Origin of the sequence: Virgibacillus halotolerans, from assembly GCF_016908515.1 — a bacterium.
GTDB classification, from domain to species: Bacteria; Bacillota; Bacilli; order Bacillales; family Amphibacillaceae; genus Virgibacillus_M; species Virgibacillus_M halotolerans.
The window spans coordinates 117,889-142,430 of sequence record NZ_JAFBEA010000009.1; the positions used below are offsets into that span (position 1 = coordinate 117,889).

22 protein-coding genes are annotated in these 24,542 nt (G+C 42.0%); 20 read left to right on the top strand and 2 right to left on the bottom strand.

Annotated elements, in window-relative coordinates; all coding sequences use genetic code 11:
- The first annotated feature begins 61 nt into the window (after nt 1–61).
- The 12 genes from JOC34_RS17700 to spoIIID all read left to right on the top strand — a co-directional run bounded on the left by JOC34_RS17700 (nt 62) and on the right by spoIIID (nt 13,902).
- A complete protein-coding gene (locus JOC34_RS17700) occupies nt 62–886 on the top strand; it encodes a M55 family metallopeptidase (protein ID WP_205138113.1) in 825 nt (274 codons plus the stop codon).
- A gap of 11 nt (nt 887–897) precedes the next feature.
- Complete coding sequence (locus JOC34_RS17705; RefSeq protein WP_205138114.1) at nt 898–1,830, top strand: ABC transporter permease; 933 nt, start codon at nt 898–900, stop codon at nt 1,828–1,830.
- 1 nt (nt 1,831) lies between these two features.
- Nucleotides 1,832–2,788 carry an ABC transporter permease gene (locus JOC34_RS17710; RefSeq protein WP_205138115.1) on the top strand — a complete coding sequence of 319 codons (957 nt, stop codon included), beginning with the start codon at nt 1,832–1,834 and terminating at the stop codon, nt 2,786–2,788.
- Nucleotides 2,789–2,797: 9 nt separating this feature from the next.
- Nucleotides 2,798–3,814 carry an ABC transporter ATP-binding protein gene (locus JOC34_RS17715; protein WP_205138116.1) on the top strand — a complete coding sequence of 339 codons (1,017 nt, stop codon included), beginning with the start codon at nt 2,798–2,800 and terminating at the stop codon, nt 3,812–3,814.
- 19 nt (nt 3,815–3,833) lie between these two features.
- Nucleotides 3,834–5,480: a peptide ABC transporter substrate-binding protein gene (locus tag JOC34_RS17720; RefSeq protein WP_205138117.1), complete on the top strand. Its 1,647-nt coding sequence runs from the start codon at nt 3,834–3,836 to the stop codon at nt 5,478–5,480.
- Between the two features lie 96 nt (nt 5,481–5,576).
- Nucleotides 5,577–6,494, top strand: coding sequence for a S66 peptidase family protein (locus tag JOC34_RS17725; RefSeq protein ID WP_205138118.1), 918 nt, complete (start codon nt 5,577–5,579; stop codon nt 6,492–6,494).
- A 37-nt stretch (nt 6,495–6,531) separates the two neighbouring features.
- Entirely contained in the window at nt 6,532–7,467 is a 936-nt protein-coding gene (locus JOC34_RS17730) for a C40 family peptidase (protein ID WP_205138119.1), read from the top strand.
- A gap of 118 nt (nt 7,468–7,585) precedes the next feature.
- Nucleotides 7,586–8,578, top strand: a complete 993-nt coding sequence (locus JOC34_RS17735) for an ABC transporter ATP-binding protein (protein ID WP_205138120.1) — start codon at nt 7,586–7,588, stop codon at nt 8,576–8,578.
- Nucleotides 8,579–8,872: 294 nt separating this feature from the next.
- Nucleotides 8,873–10,093, top strand: coding sequence for a stage II sporulation protein D (gene spoIID / locus JOC34_RS17740; RefSeq protein ID WP_205138121.1), 1,221 nt, complete (start codon nt 8,873–8,875; stop codon nt 10,091–10,093).
- Between the two features lie 520 nt (nt 10,094–10,613).
- Complete coding sequence (locus JOC34_RS17745; RefSeq protein ID WP_205138122.1) at nt 10,614–11,591, top strand: stage II sporulation protein SpoIIQ; 978 nt, start codon at nt 10,614–10,616, stop codon at nt 11,589–11,591.
- 278 nt (nt 11,592–11,869) lie between these two features.
- Entirely contained in the window at nt 11,870–12,889 is a 1,020-nt protein-coding gene (locus JOC34_RS17750) for an AimR family lysis-lysogeny pheromone receptor (protein WP_205138123.1), read from the top strand.
- A 731-nt stretch (nt 12,890–13,620) separates the two neighbouring features.
- Nucleotides 13,621–13,902: a sporulation transcriptional regulator SpoIIID gene (spoIIID, locus tag JOC34_RS17755; protein WP_338062697.1), complete on the top strand. Its 282-nt coding sequence runs from the start codon at nt 13,621–13,623 to the stop codon at nt 13,900–13,902.
- A gap of 153 nt (nt 13,903–14,055) precedes the next feature.
- Here spoIIID and JOC34_RS17760 read toward each other — a convergent pair whose 3' ends face one another.
- Entirely contained in the window at nt 14,056–15,093 is a 1,038-nt protein-coding gene (locus tag JOC34_RS17760) for a PTS sugar transporter subunit IIC (protein ID WP_205138125.1), read from the bottom strand.
- Nucleotides 15,094–15,411: 318 nt separating this feature from the next.
- Between JOC34_RS17760 and mreB the strand changes: the two genes are divergently transcribed.
- From mreB to JOC34_RS17780, 4 genes are all read left to right on the top strand, one after another.
- Nucleotides 15,412–16,416 carry a rod shape-determining protein gene (mreB, locus tag JOC34_RS17765; protein WP_205138126.1) on the top strand — a complete coding sequence of 335 codons (1,005 nt, stop codon included), beginning with the start codon at nt 15,412–15,414 and terminating at the stop codon, nt 16,414–16,416.
- A gap of 111 nt (nt 16,417–16,527) precedes the next feature.
- Complete coding sequence (locus tag JOC34_RS17770) at nt 16,528–17,331, top strand: flagellar hook-basal body protein (protein WP_205138127.1); 804 nt, start codon at nt 16,528–16,530, stop codon at nt 17,329–17,331.
- A gap of 75 nt (nt 17,332–17,406) precedes the next feature.
- Nucleotides 17,407–18,237: a flagellar hook-basal body protein gene (locus tag JOC34_RS17775; protein WP_205138128.1), complete on the top strand. Its 831-nt coding sequence runs from the start codon at nt 17,407–17,409 to the stop codon at nt 18,235–18,237.
- 103 nt (nt 18,238–18,340) lie between these two features.
- Nucleotides 18,341–18,703 (top strand): DNA-directed RNA polymerase subunit beta, encoded by a 363-nt coding sequence (locus JOC34_RS17780; RefSeq protein ID WP_205138129.1) that lies wholly within the window; start codon nt 18,341–18,343, stop codon nt 18,701–18,703.
- A 56-nt stretch (nt 18,704–18,759) separates the two neighbouring features.
- Here the strand turns inward: JOC34_RS17780 and JOC34_RS17785 are convergent, their stop codons facing one another.
- The gene (locus JOC34_RS17785; protein WP_205138130.1) at nt 18,760–18,903 is read right to left on the bottom strand and encodes a lmo0937 family membrane protein; all 144 of its coding nucleotides are present in this window, start codon (nt 18,901–18,903) and stop codon (nt 18,760–18,762) included.
- A 176-nt stretch (nt 18,904–19,079) separates the two neighbouring features.
- Between JOC34_RS17785 and fabZ the strand changes: the two genes are divergently transcribed.
- The 4 genes from fabZ (at nt 19,080) to JOC34_RS17805 (ending at nt 24,066) form a co-directional block, all read left to right on the top strand.
- Nucleotides 19,080–19,499 (top strand): 3-hydroxyacyl-ACP dehydratase FabZ, encoded by a 420-nt coding sequence (gene fabZ / locus JOC34_RS17790; RefSeq protein ID WP_205138131.1) that lies wholly within the window; start codon nt 19,080–19,082, stop codon nt 19,497–19,499.
- A 96-nt stretch (nt 19,500–19,595) separates the two neighbouring features.
- On the top strand, nt 19,596–19,856 hold the full coding sequence (locus tag JOC34_RS17795; RefSeq protein ID WP_239544557.1) for a hypothetical protein: 261 nt from the start codon (nt 19,596–19,598) through the stop codon (nt 19,854–19,856).
- Between the two features lie 289 nt (nt 19,857–20,145).
- Entirely contained in the window at nt 20,146–21,000 is an 855-nt protein-coding gene (locus JOC34_RS17800) for an efflux RND transporter periplasmic adaptor subunit (protein ID WP_205138132.1), read from the top strand.
- Nucleotides 21,001–21,003: 3 nt separating this feature from the next.
- The gene (locus JOC34_RS17805; RefSeq protein WP_205138133.1) at nt 21,004–24,066 is read left to right on the top strand and encodes an efflux RND transporter permease subunit; all 3,063 of its coding nucleotides are present in this window, start codon (nt 21,004–21,006) and stop codon (nt 24,064–24,066) included.
- Nucleotides 24,067–24,542 lie beyond the last annotated feature (476 nt).

The following is a 24,542-nucleotide window of genomic DNA, read 5'->3' on the forward strand; positions in this document are numbered from 1 at the left end:
AATAATCTGTGATAGAATTGAAAGAAAATTACTAATATGAAATAAACGAAGGGGGAATAGCATGAAGTTATACGTCTCAGTCGATATGGAAGGAATTACAGGCCTGCCAGATCAGTCATATGTTGACGCTGACAAGCATAATTATGAAAGAGCACGGAAAATCATGACAGACGAAACGAACCATGTCATTGAAGCAGCATTCGCGTCCGGCTGTGAGGATATTTTAATCAATGATAGTCATTCAAAAATGAATAATATATTAATAGATCAACTGCATCCGGAAGCACAATTAATTACCGGAGAAGTGAAACCGCTGTCAATGATGCAAGGTCTGGACAAAACATATGCAGGCGCAATGTTTGTCGGTTATCATGCGCGTGCCGGACAATTCGGCGTCATGTCCCATGCAATGGTCCATGCCGTTAGAAACTTCTATATCAATGACCATGTTATCGGAGAAATGGGTTTTAATGCATATGTTGCGGGCTACTTCGGTGTTCCAGTACTCTTCGTTGCTGGTGATGATCAGGCTGCAAAAGAGGCAGAGGAACTGATTCCCAATATCACAACAGCTGCTGTCAAAGAAACCATTTCACGCTCTGCTGTTAAATCACTGACACCCAAAAAAGCGGGTGAATTGATAACAGAAAAGGTAAAACAGGCGGTCGCAAATCGCCATCATGTAAAGCCACTTATTCCACCTGAACAACCCAAACTGAAGATAGAATTCAATAATCATGGCCAAGCAGAATGGGCCAATTTAATGCCAGGAACAGAGATTGAACCCGGAACAACGATTGTCAGCTACCAGGCGAAAGACATTTTAGAAGCGTATCAGGCGATGCTGGTAATGACGGAGCTAGCTATGGATACAACCTTCTCCTAGGAGTGGATCAGATGCTGCGTTATATTTTAAAACGATTACTCATTATGATTGTAACCATTTGGATTATTGTTACGCTCACCTTTGTCTTGATGATAAGTATTCCAGGTTCCCCATTTAATAGTGAACGGGGAACAAATGAAAATGTGCAGGCCAACTTGGAGGCACATTATAATCTTGATAAACCCTATCATATTCAGTATCTATTATATTTAAAGTCTATCGCTACCTTTGACTTTGGCCCATCGATCAAACAGCCGGGCCAGACAGTAAATGACTTACTTGGAAGGGGCTTCCCAGTTTCATTGGAACTAGGACTTGTCACAATTATTGTAGCGGTTATTTCTGGGATCATCTTAGGGATTCTCGCTGCCTTAAAGCATAATGGAATCCTTGATTATGCGGCAATGAGTTTTGCAGTGCTAGGTATTTCCATTCCTAACTTTGTTTTAGCGACATTACTCATTCAGGAATTAGCAGTAAATTGGCAAATTTTCCCGCCAGCAACATGGTCAAGTCCTGCACATATGGTTCTTCCGGTAATCGCATTGGCAACCGGCCCGATGGCAATCATTGCCCGATTGACAAGGTCCACCATGCTGGAGGTGCTGACCCAAGACTACATAAAAATGGCGCGCGCCAAAGGACTTTCTCCCTGGAAGATTGTTGTGAAGCATGCACTAAGAAACGCGCTGATGCCTGTTATAACCATTATGGGTACGCTCTTAGCCAGTATTTTAACGGGTACGTTTGTAATTGAAAAAATATTTGCCATCCCGGGAATGGGGAAATATTTTGTGGAAAGTATTAACCAGCGGGACTACCCGGTTATTATGGGTACGACTGTTTTCTACAGTACATTCCTGATATTTATGCTATTTCTTGTAGACATTGCTTATGGCATACTCGATCCTCGTATAAAAATAAACAAAAAGGGAGGCGAGTAATATGAAAATAAGAATCGGGACAGAGGCTTCCCAATCTACTGATCAAGTGCCTGATGATTGGTTTAATTGGAAGAAGAAGGATAAAGAAGAAGCCGAATCCGTTGCCAGACCATCGATGTCATATTGGCAGGATGCATGGAAGCGGCTCATCAAAAATAAATTAGCCATGCTGGGATTAATTTTTCTCATATTGCTCGGGTTCATGGCGATCTTTGGACCGATACTATCTCCCTATTCCGTGAAAATACAGGATTTGCCAAATCAGTATCAGCCTCCATCCAGTGACCACTGGTTCGGTACAGACTCCCATGGACGAGATGTATTTACGCGTACATGGTATGGGGCGCGAATTTCCTTGTTTGTCGGTTTAATGGCTGCACTCATCGACTTTACGATCGGTATAGTGTATGGCGGTATTTCCGGCTACAAGGGTGGACGCACAGATAGCATTCTCATGCGTATTATTGAAATCTTATATGGCCTGCCATATTTACTTGTCGTTATATTATTACTTGTTGTGATGGGACCGAGTTTAACGACGATTATTGTTGCTTTAACGGTAACTGGTTGGGTTGGCATGGCAAGGATTGTCAGAGGACAGGTGTTGCAGATTAAGAACTATGAATTTGTCCTTGCCTCGAAGTCGTTTGGCACGAAGACACCACGGATTATCCGAAAAAACCTATTGCCAAATACAATGGGGCCGATCATTGTACAGCTAACGTTAACCGTACCGTCAGCTATTTTTGCCGAAGCATTTCTGAGCTTTCTGGGGTTAGGGATCCAGGCACCACATGCCAGTTGGGGTGTGATGGCCAACGACTCACTTGGAGCTATTTTATCAGGAAATTGGTGGACATTATTTTTCCCGGCATTTTTCATTTCGTTTACGATGTTTGCATTTAACGTTTTAGGTGACGGTTTGCAGGATGCACTCGATCCGAAGTTAAGAAAGTAGGTGACCACCATGGAAAAAATATTAGAAGTAAAGGATCTTCACGTAACCTTCTCCACTTACGGGGGAACCGTCAAAGCGGTACGTGGCGTGAACTTCCATTTGAATAAGGGAGAAACACTGGCAATTGTTGGTGAATCTGGCTGCGGCAAAAGTGTCACTTCCAATGCGATTATGCGCCTAATTCCAGACCCACCAGGGAAAATTTCCAAAGGAGAAATCATCTTTCGTGGAAAAGATCTCACGAAGCTGTCGGAAAAGAAGATGCGTGGGCTACGGGGTGTGGATATTTCCATGATATTTCAGGATCCGATGACAGCACTAAACCCAACGCTTACAATTGGAACCCAGCTGAAGGAGGGTCTGCAACAGCATCGTAAAATATCCAGTGATGCTGCGGAGGTCAAGGCTATAGAGATGATGGATTTAGTTGGGATACCAAGTCCTAAGGAACGATTGAAACAATATCCACACCAGTTTAGTGGTGGAATGAGGCAAAGGATCGTTATTGCTATGGCTTTAATTTGTGAACCTGAATTGCTGATTGCAGATGAACCGACAACTGCGCTGGATGTAACAATCCAAGCACAGATTTTGGAACTTTTTGAAAAGATTCAGGAAGTGACTGGTGTATCGATTATTTTGATTACACATGACTTGGGGGTAGTTGCAAAAATTGCTGACCGAATTGTTGTAATGTATGCCGGAAAAATTATCGAAGTTGGGACCAAACGGGAAGTTTTTTATCAGCCGGAACATCCTTATACAAAAGGTTTATTGAATTCCGTTCCACGACTTGATTTACAGGGGGAAAAATTAACCCCAATCGACGGGACACCACCAGATTTATTCTCACCTCCGGCAGGTTGTCCGTTTACGGCGCGCTGTCCGTTTGCAATGGAGGTGTGTGATAAAGTTTATCCCACGGGTACTACGCTAAGCGAAACACATCAAGTGGATTGCTGGCTACAGGATGATCGAGCGAAACGTTTATTAGCAACAACAGCTGCAACAACAGCTGAAAAATAAATCACAAGGGGGAAACAAGATGAAGAAGTGGCTCGTAATTTTAATGTCCTTATTAACAATGATGGTACTCGCGGCATGTACTGCGAACGAAGATGCTGGTAAAGAAAAAGATGATTCCGGCAGTGATGATGGCGCAGAGGCAGCGGAGGAGGACAGCGGTGAAAAGGTACTTTATTTAAACAATAGTAAAGAGCCAACATCCTTCGATCCAGCAATCGGTTTTGATGCCCAATCATGGAATTCCTTAAATAACTTAATGGAAGGATTAACACGTCTAGGTGAAGATCATACGCCAGAAGCTGCCATAGCAGAAGATTGGGATGTCTCTGAAGATGGAAAAACATATACCTTCCATCTAAGGGAGAATGCGAATTGGTCGAATGGAGATCCGGTTACTTCCGATGACTTTGTTTATGCTTGGGAAAGGTTGTTGGATCCAGAAACAGGCTCTGCTGCTGCATTTCTAGGCTATTTTATTGAAGGCGGCGAAGATTTCAACAGTGGGGAAGGATCTGCCGATGATCTTGGTTTAACAGCGGTAGATGATAAGACGTTTGAAGTGCAATTAGAAAACCCAACAGGTTACTTCCTGCACGTTTTAACAAACCCGGCATTTTTCCCGGTAAATAAAGCAGTTGCGGAGGATAATCCCGATTGGCATACAGAAGCAGACTCATTTGTATCTAATGGTCCATTCGCTTTAGAAACATGGAAACATGATGATGAAATGATGATGGTGAAAAACGAGGAATACTGGGATGCAGACACAGTGAAATTAGATAAAGTTCACTGGGCAATGGTGGATAATGAAAATACAGAATACCAAATGTACCAAAGTGATGAACTGGATGCTTCAGATATCCCGGCAGATCTTTCCGACGAATTAATCGATGGAGACGATGTTGCAATGGAGGAACAAGGTGGATTAGAGTTCTATCGTTTCAATGTAAATGAGGAACCATTCACCAACAAAAAAATAAGAAAGGCATTTGCACTAGCTGCTAACCGTGAAGAAATTGCTCAATATGTAGTTAAAAATGGGGTAGAACCTGCCTTTGGATTTGTTTCACCTGGTTTCACCAGTCCGGACGACGGTGATTTCCGTGATGCAAATGGTGATCTTGTTACATTTGAACCTGATGAAGCGAAAAAGTTGCTGGCAGAAGGGATGGAAGAAGAAGGTTATGATGAGCTTCCACCAGTTACCTTGTCATACAGTACAGACGATACAAATAAAGCGATCGCCGAATCCCTGCAAAATATGTTTAGCGATGCACTTGATGTAGATGTTACATTGGAAAATAAAGAGTGGAACGTGTTCCAGGAAGAACAAAAGGAATTAAAGCATCAATTATCACGTAGTTCTTTCTTGTTTGACTATGCGGACCCAATTAATTTCTTAGAAAGCTTTATCACCGATTCGTCAATGAACCGTACAGGTTGGTCCAACGAAGCATATGATCAATTGATTAAAGACGCCAAAGCGGAAAAGGACGAAGGTAAACGTTGGGACTTGATGTATGAGGCAGAAGCATTGCTAGCAGAAGAAATGCCTTTATTCCCGATTCGTTATTATAATCAGGTGGAAGTAATCAAAGATGGTGTTACAGGAATACTTCGTCATCCAGTAGGTTATTTAGAGCTTAAGCATGCAGATGTTGAATAAGAAAGCAGATAGGAAAATGGAGGAAGGATTGGTCCCAATACATCTGTATCAGGGCCGCTCCTTTTTCTTACATTGATATGGAAGGCAGGGATGTAGATGATTTATCCGACACACTTACAACCTGGTGATACGATTGGTATCATCGCGCCAGCTGGCCCTGCAGATAGTGATAGACTCCGTAGAGGAATGTTCTTCTTGGAGGAAATGGGCCTCCATGTTAAATTGGGAAAAAACATTCACCAAGTATATGGCTATTTAGCGGGTACGGATGAAGCGCGACTTGCCGATTTCCATGAGATGGTGACTGATCCAACAATCAAAGCGATTTTTTTTGCGCGTGGTGGTTATGGAACAGGAAGGATTGTGTCTGCGATGAATTATGACACCATCAAGAATAACCCAAAAATCATCTGGGGTTACAGTGATATTACGTATTTACATACAGCGATAAGGCAGAAGGCGGGGCTCATTACCTTTCACGGTCCGATGGTTGCTTCAGATATCAGTAAGGATGATTTTGATGAACTGTCTGCCGGCATGTTTAAACAGCTCTTTGCACCAGCGGAATTAATTTATTCAGAGGCTATTTCGCCTTTACACATACATGCTCCTGGAGAAGTAACCGGGGTATTGGTGGGCGGCAACTTATCTGTCCTTGTCAGTACGATTGGAACAGCCTTTGAAATCGATGTGAAAGGAAAAATCCTTTTGATAGAAGATATTGGGGAGGAACCTTATCGAGTAGATAGCATGCTAAATCAATTGAACTTAACTGGGAAACTAGCAGAAGCGGCAGGAATTGTCGTTGGTGATTTTGCAAATACAGACACAGAGAAAAATCTAACACGAACGATGGAGCAAGTATTTGATGATTATTTTAATACGTTACCGATACCGGTGATGAGCGGCTTTAAAATCGGGCACTGCCTGCCACACTTTGCAGTTCCGCTTGGCACAGCGGCAACGCTCTCAACCAAGAGAAAAACACTCATTCTACAACCCGGCGTCAAATAATGGGGCAAGTCCCCGTCCGAGAGGAGCAGTCAACAGGATGAAACAAACATTTGAACCGTTTCCGGAAGCGATGTGGTTGACAGCAGTTCAAGTAGCGACCGTTTGGACGAATCCGGAATCGGCACGAACGATCGACGTATCTGGAACAGGAAACCCCACTGATATTGATGATTGGATTGCTGGTTTAACCTATGAAACAAATCTAGCATTATGTGACGAAAACAGGGTGCAGACGCAACTACTGTATGGGGAACCTGTCTTGATCATAGCAACACAGGGTGACTGGGCGCATGTTGTTATCCCGAGCCAACCTTCGTCCAAAGACACGCGCGGTTATCCTGGTTGGGTGCCATTGAACCAACTCACAAAGGTGAAAAAGAAAAACTGGATAAGTGATACCACTGCAGTCATCATGGATGATAAAGTCTGGTTGGAGAATGAAGTGGGCGAAAGGCAAATGAAACTCAGCTTCATGACACTTTTACCCATTGAAGAAATTGTAGGGGACCGTGTACAGGTTAAAACACCGCACGGAAAACGTTACCTGCCACGCAACCAGGTGAATATTTTTCCTAGTAAAATAGGAATGGAACAAGGAAGTGGCCGGGATATCGTTCAGTCTGCAGCAGCGTTTATTGGTCTTGATTACTTTTGGGGCGGTATGAGTGCATTTGGCTATGATTGTTCTGGTCTTGCCTATGCAGCATATAAGGCAAATGGTTATAAAATTGCCAGGGACGCAGGAGACCAGGCGACAAAAGGAAAGGCGGTCGCGTATGATCATTTACAGCTAGGTGACTTACTATTTTTCGCGTATGAAGAAGGAAAAGGCGCACTGCATCATGTCGGCATATACGCAGATGAGGGGAAGATGATTCACGCACCACAGACCGGCAAAGGTGTGGAGCGGCTCACTATAAAAGGCACAATTTATGAAAAAGAGCGCTGTGCAGTCAGGCGCTATGTTAGTTGAACAGAATCAGGAATTTACGGACTGTTTATCCACACCCTTCAGTTTTTCAAGTTTACTTATACTTAGAGGTGGGGATATTACAGCCCGTTAATGCGTGAGAAACAGAGGAGGCAGGCTAATGAATGAAAAAATTTTACAGGTGGAAAATCTGAAAAAGCATTTTACTGTCGAGAAAAAACAAGTCCTCCAGGCCGTTAATGATGTTAGCTTTTATGTGAACAAAGGGGAAACGTTTGGCCTTGTAGGTGAATCAGGTTGTGGCAAGTCAACCATCGGACGTACGATTATGGGACTCTATGAGAAAACTGCTGGCAATGTAATGTATGATGGCAGAAATGTTCATGAATTAACCGACAAGGAAAAATTCGGATTTTATCGGAATATGCAAATGATCTTTCAGGATCCATATGCTTCATTAAACCCCCGTTCCACGGTCAAGGAGGTTATTTCCGAGCCGATGGAGGTGCACGGGTTATATAAAAGTAAACGCAAACAGCTGGATCGGGTTTACGAGCTTTTAGAGGAGGTTGGCTTAAATCGCGACCACGCCAATCGTTATCCCCATGAATTCAGCGGGGGACAGCGTCAGCGCATCGGGATTGCCCGTGCACTGGCGTTGGATCCGGAATTCATTATCGCGGATGAACCGATCTCTGCCCTGGATGTCTCGGTGCAGGCACAGGTTGTTAATCTATTAAAAGACCTACAAATGGAAAAGGACTTAACCTTTTTATTCATTGCCCATGATTTATCCATGGTGAAGCAAATCTCTGATCGAATTGGCGTGATGTATTTAGGTAATCTGGTTGAGTTGACTGCAAGTGAGGCGCTTTATGAAAAGCCATTACACCCGTACACAAAAGCATTGCTGTCAGCGATACCGATTCCTGATCCAGATATCGAAGAAAGCCGGGAGCGGATTATTTTAGAAGGAGAGCTGCCGAGCCCGATCAACCCACCGTCTGGCTGCGTGTTCCGAACCCGCTGTCCGATGGCAATGGATATCTGCTCGATCGAGAAACCGCAATGGCAAGAGGTAGAACAAGCTCATTATGTTGCCTGTCACTTATATGATCATACAATAGGCAACAGGGATCCAGTAAACACATAGCATACATGCCTGTGGATACGCTGATAATTAGTATCCATGGGCATTTTTTGTACGGATAAGAATACTTGAGCTATGTATCGCAGAAGTAAACACCCTCGGTTAAATACGCACGGCTATCGCTTGACGAATGCTAAGTTTTCCAATGTGTGCGAACTTTTTTGGTCTAATTCTATTGTTTTCTGTATACATTAGTAGTAGGGATGCTAGAGTAATAACGATTTAAAACCACATCATGTACTGCTATGAACAGAATATCGTTTTCTTCCCGCATCTCAAATCAAAAGGGGGAAGGCAATGAAAAATCGCAACTATTCTAAATGGAATTCAAAAGCCCGCAAGAAGAAGCGTGCCACACTACTCAAACAGATACAGTTGAAGCAAAAGGTAAAAGTGCAAAAAGACAATACAACAAGCAATCAGACAGCTCCCTTTAAAAAAATAACACCAATCAAACGGAAAAAAATCTATAGAAACACACCACCACCAACCTGGAGAATTCCAACGGTTTTACTGTTGTCCAGTTTAATTCTATTTATACTGATCATTCCTACGCTGATTGTTGTACCATTCGCAAAGGATAATGAAAAGGGATCGGTGCCGGTGGAAAAACAGGAAGAACAAACTGCAGATGATACGGCAGCAGAAGCGGGAGCGGAGCAGAATGAATCAACAATATCTGTCGCTGTGATGCGTACGAAATCAGAGACGGTGGAAGATATTCCGTTAGAGTCTTATGTAGCGGGGGTTGTTTCATCAGAAATGAGCCCGGATTTTGAACCAGAAGCATTGAAAGCACAATCGCTGGCAGCCCGAACTTACATTGTTGATCATTTACTGCATCAGGATGACGGTCAAGAATCCGATGTAACGGACACAACGCAGCACCAAGTATTTAAAAATGATAACGAACTGAAAAAACAATGGGGTAGTAAATATGATGAAAATATGAAAAAAGTAAAAGCGGCAGTCACAGCTACAAAGGGCGAAATTCTGACATATAAAGATGCACCTATTTTTCCAGCCTTTTTCTCAACGAGTAATGGGTATACTGAGAACTCGGAAGACTATTGGGATGATGAACTTCCCTACTTACGAAGTGTGGAAAGTCCTTGGGATGAGGATTCACCTAAATTCCTGGATCAACAAACATTTACAATAGACCAAATCAAAGAGAAATTAGCAGTCGATCTACCTAATCAGGAACCACTGGGAATTGATGTGACCAGAACAGATAGTCAACGGGTAAAAGAAATAGATCTTGCTGGCAACAAACTATCTGGCAGAGAAGTTCGTGAGAAGCTAGAATTACAATCAAGTGATTTTACCATTAAACAAAAAAACGATCATCTGATATTTACAACTAAAGGCTATGGTCACGGGATTGGAATGAGTCAATATGGTGCCAATAGCATGGCGAAAGCAGGAAAAACGTATCAGGAGATTGTGAAATATTATTATTCGGATGTTGAAGTCGGTACCGTCACAGACACAGCACCAACCCTCGTCGCCAAATGATGAGGGTTTTTTTGTGAGTGGCGGAGTGGGCCTTTTGGTGCGATCGCCGGACCCTGTGTTCCGATCGCTGAACCTGCAGCTGCAAGCGCTGAACCATGTCGCGACCGCCGGACCTTCTGCCGTGAGCGCTGAACTATGTGCCGCGATCGCTGAACCCGCAACCGTAATCGCCGGACCCTATGCTGCGACCGCCGAACCCGCAGTCGTAAGCGCTGAACCCTGTCGCGATCGCTGAACTATGTGCCCCGATCACCGGACCTGCAGCCGTAATCGCCGGACCCCCTGCTCCGATCGCTGAACCCGCAGCCGTGAGCGCTGAACCCTGTGCCGCAAACGCTGAACCACATGCCCCGATCGCCGGACCTCTCGTCCAGAGCACTAAACCCACTGCCATTTTCCTACCCATAATCCCTTAACTTCCCCCATTATTCGAAAAAAACACGCAAATTTAATAAAAACTTTACTTAGAATGTATATATTTCCTTTTTTCTGATCAGAATGGTTGTTGAGGTGATGATATATGAATGAGGAAAACAATGGCGCTTCAAAAAATAAATGGAGCCGCATTTTCCGGAAAAAGTGGTTTTTCCCAGCACTATATTTAACAATTGCTGCACTTCTATTGTCGGTTGTTGTTTGGTATCAGAACATAGATAACCAAATTCCCGATGCACAGAAGGAGCAGGAAGGTACGGAAGACTATATCCCGAATCTACATGACGAGGATGATGCAGCATCCGTATTGGATCAACAGGAGGTTATTAAGACACCTGTAACAGAAGCAGATCAGGATCAAGCAGAAATCGTAACTAAATTTTATGATTACAACGCAGAAAAAGCAGATCAAGAAAATGCATTGGTTCTTTATAACAACCGCTACTATCAAAGCACAGGTGTCGATATCGCAACCGCTGATGATGATGCATTTGAAGTCACTGCAGCATTAAGTGGTACCGTTGAGGAAGTAAAGGAAGATCCACTTCTTGGGAATGTTGTTAGTTTAACCCATGAAAATGATGTAATGACGTACTATGCTAGCCTTGGTGAAATTGATGTAAAAGCAGGAGACGAAGTGAAGCAAGGTGATAAATTAGGCATAGCCGGGAAAAATCTATTTGGAAAAGACGTTGGAACACATGTCCATTTTCAATTAAGAAAAGATGACGAGGTCGTTAACCCGGAAACATTTTTCAATCAGCCTGTCAGTAAATTAGATAGTACTGCAGATGAAGATGTCGACGCAGAGGAAAAAGCAGATACAAATGAAAATGCAGATACAAATGAAGACGCAGATACAAATGAAGATGCTGACAAAGACGAAGATGCCAATATGGACGATGAAGCAGATGAGCCTGGTGATATGGAAGAAGCGCCAATCGATGATCAAGATCAAGGTGACGACGAAGGTCAAGATAGTGACCAAGATGAAGACGGCACAGGTAATGAGAATCCTGATCAAGAGGAAGATAGCGTTTCAGAACCATCAGCAAGTGCTTAATGTAAAGTTGGAAGAATGCTCTGGTAAAAGTGCCAGAGTATTTTTTCATGAGAAGCGCGAAATTTGTCGAACGAAAAGGCTACCATTCGCTGAAAATTATGTTATTATAGGGAATAATTACAGAAAAAGTAATATTTTGACGAAACATTTAAATGCACCTTTAGAAAACTTAGCATACGGCAAGCTTTTAAGGACGAGTACTTTAGCCTGACTTTATGCAGTATGGGAAGTTTTACACTTTCTATTTGACTAAAATAAACCGGATAGGAGAATTTTCAATGCTCAATCTACTAGACAATGTAAATAAGCAAGCATTAACATTGAAGCAATTGATGGAAATATTAAAACAGAAACATAACCATCAGCAAGTGATTGAATTAATGAAAACCTATTGTTTGGAATTACCTTCCTTATCCCTGATGAAAACAGGTATGGAGTTTTTGTATATAAACGGATTTTATGATGACTTACAGCAGTTGATCGAGAAGAATGAGCAATCTGACAATCCATCAAATCGGCAATGGGCGGCCATTTACCAACTGATCATCGACCGTAGAATGAACCGCTATTCGCCACACCAATTACTTCAAACGATTAATCGAATGAACACCACGGAAACAGAGCTACGATGTTTAATTGAATTTGTAAAAGTGACCGCATATTATGACTTGAATCAATTTAACCAAATCGGCAACTTTTTGCATAGACAGCAGTTTTTAATGGAGGCAATTGAGGACAGCCTGCTTGTATCCTATTTTAATATTCGGCTTCACCACATCATGCTAACGTATTATTTGATCCGCAATGAGCTCATTATGGCTAGAAAACATGCCTTTCGGGTATTAAATCTAACAGACAACCCAAGAACGAAAGCGAGTATTCATATTAAATTGGCGTTATCTTATACATTTGATACGTATGAACAAGGAATGTATCATCTGGAAGAAGCATTAAAGATTTCTAGGCAAAATCAGCTTGATCACATTACACATATTATTAAAAATCATAACATCCCTTTTTTATCGGCACATTTTAACAGAATAGAAGATATAATAACCGATGATAAAAGTGAACAAGCACATATCGAAATGGTCAGGGGAAATAATCAAAAAGCGATAGAAATACTGAATGAATTACCAATGGACAGCCCATTTCAGCTCTATTATATGGGGAAGGTAAAGCTGGATAGAGATTTACTGCTCCAGTCTTACAACCTTTTCATCCAAGAAAGAAGTGACTATTTCTTTAGTAGGTTACCACTCTTGGAATTAAAACGGATTGACAATGAATCTATTTGACCCAACTTTTACTTGTACTGTAAAAAAATAAACGGGAGGAATAAACATGAAAAAAAATTTGATCGCGTTATTAATAGCAGGTGCGCTTTTATTTTCCGTAAGCCCTGGCGTGTTTTCAGCAGATTCCCATATTATGAAAGATCCAGATCTTGGTGAACTGGATTAATTGCTTGAAGTTTTGAAAGTAAATAAAAAAATATTCACGCATGACATTTATTTTGTATAACAGGAATATAAATGTATGGTACAAGTAAAAGTTGTCTTTTTAATAAAAATGAATAGCAAATATAAAGTGAAAGCAGCAAATCGGATCTATTCCTGATTGCTGCTTTTATTTTTGGCAGTAAAGAAAGGCATCTATATTTTCTTTCTGCATACGGCGCTAACATTTCTGCTTGTCCTTTTTACAAAAGATTTAATTTTAATCATAAACCCACCCGTCCAGTAATAAAATATTACAAACCAAGCAATCAGAAATGTCTGGGGTGAGAGCTTGTGTGACTGTTAAAGTAGCGTCGTATGAAACCTTTTCCATACTTTACTTATAAAAACCATCGAAAACCAATTTACATATCGAAAAAAAAGAATGCAACAGCCTGTAGTCAATAGAAAGTGTACATAGCTACCATCGTTGTTCAGCGGATTCCTTAAGTAAATTAATATGTCACAACAAAATGAACACCTTGTCTCATACCGCACCTCGGAATAAACAACTTAGGGAGGCGAACGGTGTGCACGATTACATCAAAGAAAGAACGATCCGGATAGGAAATTATGTCGTGGAAACGCGAAAGACCGTCCGAAAGATCGCAAAAGAATTTGGTGTTTCCAAAAGCACAGTCCATAAAGATTTGACAGAGCGATTACCGGAAATAAACCCCGAATTAGCAAACCAGGTCAAGGAAATTCTTGAGTACCACAAAGCAATTCGTCATCTTCGCGGCGGGGAAGCAACGCGAAAGAAGTACAAAATAGATCCAAAAAAAGAAAGCGAAGTAAAACCAGTAGGCTAACCGCTAAATGAGTCCACAGCATTACAAAGGGGGTGATGCCCGCGAACGAAGCGCAAGCAGACAAGAAGTACTTACAGTGAAACCCAGCTCTTAGGCTGGGTTTAAATATGCATAAGACAGATGCTGTACCATTTGCTAGCCCGATGAATGGAGTTATTCGAAATCTAATTTATAATCTTCCGTCTTTACCCATTTCAATTTTGTGGAAAAGATATAGATAAAGAAAAGATTTAACACAATAGGAAGGATAATGAAGGTGCTGAGCATGATCGTGATATTTTCAAACGTCCATCCACCTGCTGCTAGGTTGATATAATTTAAAGGTCCAACGAGACCAGATAAGCCAAACCCTGCGCTATAAGGGGTACCTTGAATATTTAGGACACCAGCCAGTGCGCCTAGGATTGCTGCTGTGATTAACATGGGAAAGGCAATTTTCGGTTTCATAAAAAAGTTTTTCATTTGAATTTTAGGTGAACCCAATACATGGGCAAATGCGGTTCCCAATGAATTCGCTTTATAGCTTGCAATGCCTAAGCCTACACCTGCCGCAACAATCCCCAGATTTGCTGCACCTGAACCGATGCCAGAGAGCATGATGACGGTCGCTACCCCAACGGTCGAAATAGGAGATAGAATAATCAAACAAAATATAAAAGCAATAATAGCACCCATGATAATGGGTTGTAATGTCGTCACATTGCCAATAGCGGCACCGAGTAAACCCGTTGAAGATTTAACAAATGGCAGAATCGAATACCCAATCATTCCTGGTACCAAGATACTCAATGTTGGTATGAGAAGAATGGAATAAGCTTTTAATCCATTGCCAATCCACTGAATGAACAATACGGTGAGCGCAGCCGTAATGCCTGTATTGACAACAATACCAATCCCATTAAGCGCAAATAAACCTTCGGCCGTTTTTTCAATGGCACCACTACCAACCATTGCCGCAATACCGACACTTGCTGTTTGAATGGGTGTCAATTTAAATGAAATGCCTACCATTACCCCGATTAATACGGGTAATAAACTCATCACAAACACGGTAATATCTAATAGATGTTGTAAGGATGGAAAATAAGGGATCAATAACTTTATTAATTCACCTAAAAGTGCATTTGGAATTAATGCCACAACGATACCGATACTCATGCCATTTAATAGCTTGCTGAAAAAGTCCTTCATTATAATAATCCCCAATCTCCTATGTATTGGGAATTATTATAGGCAAAATTCGGAAAGTAGTCAACAACTTTCTTTATTACAGTAACGCGACAATGTGCGAAAGTAATTTTGGATTGATCCAGCAAATCCCCTCGTTTTGACCTTTTCACCCCCTATATTGTCCTACAAATCCAAATATCCCTCCAATCGACAAATTTCACACAAAAATTTTATAAAAATGAAGTTAAATGTTGTACTTTGTGGTAAAATATTATATTAGTAGCATTGTGTTTTTTTGACGGTGCAAGATAGTTATTTACGCTAGGAGGATCTTGGTTCATGTTTTCTAGAGATATCGGAATTGACCTTGGAACTGCCAATGTTTTAATTCATGTTAAAGGTAAAGGAATCGTTTTGAATGAACCGTCAGTCGTAGCAATGGACCGCTATACAGGAAAAGTACTTGAGGTCGGAGAAGCTGCACATCAGATGGTTGGACGTACACCAGGAAATATTGAAGCAATTCGCCCATTAAAAGATGGCGTTATTGCCGATTTTGACGTAACAGAAGCAATGTTAAAGCATTTTATAAATAAAATTAATGTAAAAGGTTTTCTTTCTAAGCCAAGAATGCTGATATGTTGCCCGACGAACATTACAAAAGTAGAACAAAAGGCAATTAAAGAAGCGGCTGAAAAATCCGGGGGAAAAAGAATTTACTTGGAGGAAGAGCCCAAAGTAGCATCGATTGGTGCAGGCATGGAAATATTCCAGCCAAGCGGGAATATGGTTGTTGACATCGGTGGAGGAACAACAGATGTAGCTGTTCTGTCCATGGGAGATATTGTCACAGCGGAATCCATTAAGATGGCTGGAGACAAATTCGACGTGGAAATTCTGCAGTATGTCAAGAAACAATACAAACTGCTGATTGGTGAGCGCACAGCCGAGGACATTAAGATTCAGATAGCCACTGTCTTTAAAGGTTCCCGAAAAGAAGAACTGGAAATACGCGGACGTGATATGGTATCCGGATTACCGCGTACGATTACCGTTTACTCTGCGGAGATCGAGGAAGCATTACGCGAATCGGTTTATTTAATTGTACAAGCTGCGAAGACTGTGTTGGAACGTACGCCGCCAGAGCTTTCTGCAGATATCATTGATCGTGGTGTCATCTTAACCGGTGGTGGTTCAATGATCCACGGAATCGATCAGTTATTAGCGGAAGAGCTGAAGGTACCTGTCTTTGTTGCAGAAGAACCAATGAATTGTGTAGCTAAAGGAACTGGCATCATGCTTGAAAATATTGACAAGATTGAGCGTAAAAGCAAAGTTATTTAAACTTTACCAATAGAAAAACCAGGATAAGTCTTTTTAGTCTATTAGGGATTTACCCTGGTTTTTAATTTTTAAACGGATACATAGGAAATGCGAGATGGGGAGGGGAATTTTTTGCTAAGAGGTTTTTATACAGCAGCCAGTGGAATGATTTCCCAGCAGCGCCAGCAGGAAGTATTATCAAATAATATTGCAAATGAAAACACACCAGGCTATAAGGCAGATCAGGCGACATTACGTGCTTTTCCCGAGATGCTAATACGAGCAATGGGTACGAAAAAGCTCCCAGTGACAAATGGCTTTCAGGTACCAGTGAATAGCCCGGTTGGGGCACTGAACACGGGTGTGTATGTGCAGGAAAACATCCCCGATTATAAACAAGGAGATGTTCGTGAGACAGGCGTGACAACTGACCTGGCAATCGTAAATGGGGATCTTCCGGATGAAACTGGCAGTTTGTTTTTTACTGTTCAAGGTGAGGATGGGGAAGCACTTTACACGAGGAATGGTAATTTTACCGTTGACGGTCAAGGATTTCTTGTAACCAATGAGGGGAATTATGTATTGGATCAAGCTGGAAATCAAATCCAAACAGACAGTATGGAGTTTACGGTTTCAGGTGACGGCATGCTGCAAACAGCAGGGCAATCTGTCCCGCTTGGGATAACTTACATAGCAAATGCGAATACGTTAACCAAGGAAGGAAATGGTTTATTCAGTGGAGATGCCGATAATTTACCGGCAGGAGTTACTTTTGGCATTCAACAAGGGGCCCTGGAGCAATCCAACGTGGATTCTATGCAAACAATGACTGAGATGATGGAATCGTACCGCATGTTTGAAACGAATCAGCGTGTTTTAAAAGCGTATGACGAAAGCATGGGGAAAGCAGTCAACGAGGTTGGGCGTTTAGGCTAAACAAATTATTTAAAAAGTGATCGAAAATGGTCTACCGTCTTTGGATTCCTTTTTAAATGGATAGGAGGAACTTTTATGTCACGACCAATGATACAAGCAGCTGTTACGATGAATCAGCTACAAAATAAATTGGATTTGATCGGAAATAATATGGCAAATAGCCAAACAACAGGTTATAAAAATCGCCAGACAGATTTTTCTTCTTTATTGTTTCAGCAAATTAACAATCTGTCAGATCCGGCCAATGCGGAAGGTCGATTAACACCGGATGGTATTCGGGTTGGTGCAGGAGCGAAGCTGGGAGCGACGAACATTGACTTGTCCCATGGCGCAATTGTGGAGACGGAACGTGTATTAGATGCAGCTTTAACCGGAGAAAACCATTTTTTCCAAATTGAAACAACCGAAAATGGGGTCACGGAAACGCGTTATACTCGAGATGGATCCTTTTATTTGAATCCCGTTAATAACAATCAATCGGTCATGCTAACAACAAAAGATGGGGACCCAGTACTTGGAGAAAATGGACCAATCATCATTGCTGAAGGGTTTGATGGGATCGCGATTCAAGAAGATGGACAAATTATGGTTGATCGTGGTAATCAAACGGAGATAGCTGGCAGCATTGCAGCGGTAGATATCGCACGACCAAGGTTACTCGAAGCAGCGGGAGAAAATGCCTTTCGCCTCCCGAACTTGGCAGAGCTAGAGCTTACCATGGGTGAAGTGATTCGCGATGTGCCACAAGACGAAGCGATTTTACAAAGTGGTGCACTGGAACAATCGAATGTTGATGTAGCACAACAAATGACGGATATGATGATGACGCAAAGATCCTATCAATTGAATGCAAGAACTATTTCCATGGGCGACCAGATGCAGGGATTAATTAACCAGCTCAGGTAAACCATTGGGAAATGAAATGCCCGATATGATAAACTAACTGTTGATAGATATAGACTTATGGATGTAGTATCACGCGCCGTAAGGAAGTAAGGAGAAACAAGTTATGCCTACAAACCATCAATCTGAAGAAGCTGCTGCGAGGAAACAGACAAGGAAGACTTATAAAAAAGAGAAGAAAAAGCAACTTCCAGCAAGTAAGCAGCGAACTGAAGCGTTAAACACAAAAAAACAAACGAGAAAACAAATAAAGCAACAGCATCAGGAAGAAAAACTGTATGCAAAAAAACCGAGGAGACGGATATTCCCCATTTGGATGCGGATTATTGTCGTGCTTCTTCTTTGTGCGATCGCACTTATTGCTGGTTTAATGATTGGATTTGGCATACTGGGTGACGGTGTTCCTGAAGATGTCTTAAAAAAGGAAACCTGGCAACATATCATTGATATGGTGACGAAAGTGAAATAACAATGAAAAGCATTTCACCAAACCTACAGATGAAATGCTTTATCTTAGATATGTGGTTACGGGGCGCGCCCTGTAACGAGACGGATGATCAATACAATTAAGGCAATCACAAGTAATATGTGTACAAGTCCACCAGCAATTTTGAAAGAAAATCCGAGTACCCATAAAATGAGTAATACAAAAAATATAGTCCAAAGCATCATGGTACCTCCTTTCCACAGCAGGTTATTATCGTCCTCTGTTAAAAATAACTAACCATTATTGAAGCTGTTACAGATCAAATTCCTCTTTTAGCTTATTATGAAACATTTCTCTGATATAATGTACAATAGCTGAAGTTCCTAACCATTACTTTTGAACAAGGAGAGATTGAATCATGGACATCCAACAAATTAAAGAAACGATTCCACACCGCTATCCATTTTTATTCGTGGACAAGGTGACAGAAATAGAGGAAGGTAAACGTGTCGTCGGGCTGAAAAATGTTACCATTAACGAGCCATTTTTCCAAGGACACTTTCCAGAGTATCCAGTGATGCCAGGTGTATTGATTCTCGAAGCACTAGCACAGGTCGGCGCGATTGCTGTACTTGGTATCGAGAAGAACAAGGGAAAAATCGGTTTTCTTGCAGGCGTAGACAAAGCCCGCTTCAAACGCGAAGTTAAACCAGGGGACACCTTGAAGTTAGAAGTTGAAATCATCCGGATGAAGGGCCCGATCGGTAAAGGAAAAGGTGTTGCAACGGTTGATGGAGAAATAGCCTGCGAAGCAGAAATTATGTTTGCGATAAAGTGAAACTTCATGCAGTGGAAAAATAAATGAAATAATAAGTATCACTTCCTAATAATTGGTTAAGCTAATTGCGAAAGCGAACACCAAAGGAGGGAACTTATGATGAAAAAGCATTATCTGGTAAAATTAGCCGCACCGCTTTTAGCATTATCATTGGTCGCTGCATGTGGTACAACCAACGATCGGAATGATGACCAAAACCCGGCGGACAATGAAGCACCGCTTGAGGAAGACAATGGCAACCTGAACGAAAATGAACCAGGTACAGATAACAACCCTAACGATGAAATGGATAGGGATAACGATCAAAATGAAGATATACCTAATGATGATTTAAATAAAGACCGCGACAACGAATAATAGTGATAAAAGCAGAACGTCCTTGTAAAGGAATATGTTCTGCTTTTATTTTTTGTCATTCTTTAAAAGGTGATTTTTTTAAGAGAACCCTATTTATTATGTCACCGTTTATATCAATAGCAACAATGCGAAAAAAGTCTATTTTTTCAACCCGCCAGAAGTTGCACATGGCGGGTTGCTTTCTTTTTCATTCGAAATTAATGCGAATCTTATGTATGATTGAGTGAGATTGAAAACATATAATTTTAAAAATATAAATGAGAATATAGTAGAGGTGGAGAATAGCGCAATGAAAAAGATCTTACGCTGCATGACAACTATTTTATTGCTTGGAATTCTTGCTGCTTGCAATGATGACGATACCGATCAGCAATCAGAAAATCGGAAAACATCTGTGGAAACGGAAGCAGTGGTTAAGGATGATTTTATCATAGAAAAGTCGGTATATGGTCGCATATCACCGAGCAGTACTACACCGGTTACGCTGGATGCTCCAGGGGAAATCGATTCATTGGAAGTTGAAAATGGCGACAAAGTTACAAAGGATGATTTAATTGCCACGCTGAAAACCCCAGCTGGTCAGCAAAACATCCGCGCACCAAAGGATGGGGAGATTGCAAAAGTAGAGGCATCCGGTGGTGACATGGTATCTGATGAAGACCCGCTAGCAGTCATAATCGATATGGAAAAACTAAAACTTGAATTTACGGTTACAGCTAGCGTGCAGTCCCTTTTTTCCAAGGATGATACGCTAGAGGCAAATGTTGACGATTATGAACTGAAGGTAAAAATAAAATCGATCGGCAATATGCCCGATGATACTGGATTGTACCCAATCAAAGCAACCGCGGAAAATAAGGACAAAGCTATATTACCTGGTATGGTTGCAACCATACTTGTTCCTGAAAAACGGGTAAAGGACGCGATGATTGTACCAACAGAAGCCGTTGTGGAAGAAGATGGCTCAGCATTTCTATTTGTGATTAAGGACGATGAAGCAGAGAAAATAGACGTGGAGATCGAAGAAACACAGTCAGATAAAACAGCAATAAAGGGTGACGTTAAGGCGGGTGACCAGGTCGTAATAAATGGTCAAACGACACTGGATGATGGTGAAGCGGTCGACGTTGTGAAAGGGGAATAAATCTTGAAGCTTGTAAATACATCTGTAAAAAGACCTGTTGGCGTCATCATGATCGTGATTGCAATTATTGCACTTGGCTTTGTCTCTGTGCGAAACCTCGCTATCGATCTTTTTCCGGAAATTGACTTGCCTGTGGCAGTTGTAGCGACTACATACGAGGATGCGGCACCACAGGAAGTGGAAAATTTAATCAGCCGACCGATTGAAGGGGTTGTTAGTACGGTGGAAGGCATTGAAACCGTTCAATCGCAATCCCAATCCGGCAATTCACTGGTCATCATGGAATTTAATAATGGTACCGATCTGGATCAGGCATTATTGGATGTCAGAGAAAAAATCGACCAGGTAGGTGGAACGTTACCAGAAGATGCCGGTGATCCGAACATTATGCGATTCAGCCCTGATCAGCTCCCAGTTATGTGGGTGGGATTGACAGGGGAAGATGCATCTGCACTAACCGATATTGCCAATGATCAGGTTGTGCCCTTCTTTGAACGACAAGGTGGCGTTGCTTCTGTTTCGGTTGAAGGGAAAAAGGAGCGTGAAATCCAGCTGGAACTTGATGCTGCACAAATGCAGCAATATGGCGTGACTTCTGAAACGATCATGCAGGCATTAGGTAGCTCCAATCAATCAGCCTCTGCTGGTACTGTGGAAAAAGGGGACAAAGATCTTCAGTTGCGTGTCACAGGTGAATTTGAATCGATTGATGATATCAAACAAACCATTATTCAAACCGAAGAGGGGCAGGCAATACATCTAGATGATGTTGCAGTGGTAGAGGATTCGTTTAAAGCATTGTCATCATCAACCCTGGTGAATGGAAAACCCTCAGTTGTGTTATCCATTTCGAAAAAGACGGACAGCAATACAGTGGATGTGGCGACTAACATTCAAGATGGGCTGGATGAAATCAACGAACAATTACCTGGAGGAGCCAAGCTGGATGTGATCATCGATACATCTGAATTTATTCAAATGTCGATCGACTCTGTCATACAAAACATTTTAATTGGTGGCGCCATCTCTATCCTTATTTTGCTCCTGTTTCTGAAGAGTATTCGCGCAACGATCGTGATTGGAGTATCGATTCCGATCGCAGTGATCTCAACATTTGCGTTAATGTATTTCACCGGGCAATCATTAAACGTGCTGACCCTTGGTGGTTTGGCACTGGGTATTGGGATGATGGTCGACAGCTCGATTGTTATCTTGGAAAATATATATTCCTACAGGCAGCGTGGCTACAGCTTGTTTGAATCCGCAACAAAGGGTGCATCGGAATTAGCGCCGGCAGTGATCGCCTCCACGACAACAACATTGGTTGTGTTTTTACCAATTGTGTTTGTGGAAGGCATTGCATCTGATTTATTTACACCACTTGCGTTAACAGTATCTTTTTCATTAATTGCATCCCTAGTTGTTGCGATTACATTGGTGCCAATGCTGTCTTCAAAATTGTTATCGAAAGCAATGGCGGAGGATGGTCGACGTTATTGGTTCAATACATTTCTAGGTTGGCTTGCAAGCAAATATCAAGCTGTCCTGGAATGGGTGCTTAAATTCCGGAAAATAACGATTACGGGTGTTATCCTGATCATCGCAGGAAGTTTAGCATTAATCCCACAAATTGGTGCCGAATTTATTCCAGCGGCCGACCAGGGACAAATGGAAATTAGCGTCGAAACCGATGCAGGCAGCTCTCTGAAACACACCGAAGAAATTGCCGAACAAGTGAATGAAAAAATAGCAGACTATGATCCATTGATTGAAACAAATTATGTCAGTATTGGTGGTGGGAGCGTCGTTGGAATGGGTGGCGGTGAGGGAAGCACGGCAACTTATACGATGCAGCTCATTCCTTCTGATGAGCGCGACCAAACAACCATAGAGATTGTACAAAAAATAGACAAGGAACTGCAAACAATTCCGGGTGCAGAAATTACGGTCAGTTCCATGGATGCTGGAATGGGAATGGGGGATCCAATCGAAATAAAACTAAGCGGACCGGAGCATGAGCCGTTACGTGACCTGTCAAAAGAAGTGGTTGACGTTATTTCCAAAGTGGATGGGGTGTATAATCCGGAAACTGGCGCAACGGATGCTGTACCACAAATGAATATCGTGGTCGATGATGAGAAGGCAGCCATGTATGGATTAACAGAGGAACAAATACGCGGACAAATTCAATTACAATTCACTGGTCAGGTGGCAACACAGTATCGTGAAGCAGGTCATGAAATGGACGTTTCTGTGTTATATCCGACAGATGAGCGAAGCACGATAAATGATCTACAGAACATGAAGCTCGAGTCACCATCAGGCGGTTCCATTCCATTGGAGGAAGTCGCTACATTCCAGGCAAAAAATGGTCCAGTTGCCTTGTTGAGACAAAACCAACAGCCACAAATGAATATTACAAGTGACGTGGTTGATCGTGACCTGGCTAGCGTAGTGAAGGATATTGAAAAGCAGCTCGATAACATGAATTTACCTGAAGGCTATAACTATGAAATCGGTGGTCAGGCACAGGATATGGCAGATTCATTTAGTGATTTGGCTATCGCCCTGATATTCTCGATCTTTCTTGTATATGCGGTAATGGCAGTACAATTTGAGAACTTCCTATTCCCGCTAATTATCATGTTCTCCATGCCAGCAACAGTCGTCGGCGTGATTGGCGGACTATATGTAACAGGACTATCGCTTAGTATTCCAGGCTTTATCGGGATTATCATGCTTGCCGGAATCGTTGTCAATAATTCGATCATTCTTGTCGATTATATTAATATATTACGGCGAAGAGGCATGGATAGGTATGAAGCCATCCTGCAAGCAGGCAAAAGCCGATTGCGTCCCATTCTCATGACAACATTAACGACGGTCCTAGCAATGATCCCGCTTGGGCTCGCATTGGGAGAAGGGGCGGAAACCCAGCAGCCGCTCGCAGTAACGATTATATTTGGCTTGAGTGTATCAACGATCTTTACTCTATTATTAATCCCGGTTGTCTACACTTTATTTGATGATTTAACACAAAAGATAGTTGGAAGGAAAAAAACATGAATAGAATAAGGCGCTCCGCTTAGATGGAGCGCCTTATTTGTACGATGAGTTAAATAAACGCTCTTTTCGTAAATTCTGTTGCTTTTTAATGCTCGCATTTGATAGGAACTGTGATATAACATACCGCTGCGGAAATACACTACGCTTTCCGCGGGCTCGCGATAAGCCTCCTCACTTGCAAAGAACGCTCGCTGCGGGGTCTTATCGTCTTCGCTTTCCCGCAGGAGTCTTCGTGTCTTTCCTTCGCTGGTATTGCACTTACTACCATTAACTGTAGAAGTACTATCTATAAAATTGTATCCTACCAATTCACTAGTCTGGGTGAGTGGTGGGCGGTGACTCCTACGGGCACAGATATGTCTGAAGACACCAAAGCGCGGTTGGTGATGAGGGTCGATTAAAACCGTCCAGCTCATAGGTAGGCAAGCTAATTACGGCCTTTGCGGGCAACAGCTTGTAGACCTCTTGTCGAAGCC